The organism is Vibrio sp. 10N.222.52.B7 (genome assembly GCF_041474275.1).
Taxonomy (GTDB): Bacteria; Pseudomonadota; Gammaproteobacteria; order Enterobacterales; family Vibrionaceae; genus Vibrio; species Vibrio crassostreae_C.
In genome coordinates this window covers 1-610 of the sequence record NZ_JBFRTU010000155.1, presented here as the reverse complement: position 1 = coordinate 610, position 610 = coordinate 1, and the positions used below count along the sequence as shown (strand labels likewise).

At 43.8% G+C, this 610-nt stretch carries 1 protein-coding gene; it reads left to right on the top strand.

Annotated elements, in window-relative coordinates; all coding sequences use genetic code 11:
- Positions 1–140 precede the first annotated feature (140 nt).
- Positions 141–610 (top strand): LysR family transcriptional regulator (locus AB4512_RS21950; RefSeq protein WP_372175662.1); only part of this gene is annotated, 470 nt, incomplete at its 3' end.

The following is a 610-nucleotide window of genomic DNA, read 5'->3' as shown; positions in this document are numbered from 1 at the left end:
CAAAGCCAGCTTTGATAATGATTTGTCAGCTGGCTTTTTACTGTCTTAAAACAAGCCAAACCCAAGAACGCTTCGATTTTAAAATCCAATTGGTATACGATGCCAACATACTGTTCTAAAAACGATTAAATGCCGTTGTTATGAAAATCGCAGATCTTAAGCTGTTTACCACCGTTGTCGAACTGGGTAGTTTTACTGCCGCAGCCAATGCACTTGACCTTCCCCGAGCTAACGTTAGCCGTAGAATTAACGACCTTGAGAAGTCTCTCGGCATTCAACTGTTCTTTAGAACCACACGAAGCCTCTCCTTAACCAAATCTGGCGAGCTCTATTACAAAGAACTACTCAATGCATTGAGTGCGCTCGACAAAGCGAACCATGTCGCTTCCAACCTTTCAGAGGTTGCACACGGGCAAATTAAGATTGGTCTATTGCCTGAAACCAGCGACATCATGCAGTCGACTCTGTTTAAATTCCAAGATATGTACCCTAAGGTTGAGCTTGATATTCGCAACATTAGTAACGCCTTTGTCGACATGTACCGTCAAGGATTAGACCTCGCTATGCATGGTGGTACGTTGAGCGACGCTAACGTTGTTGCTCGTAAAGT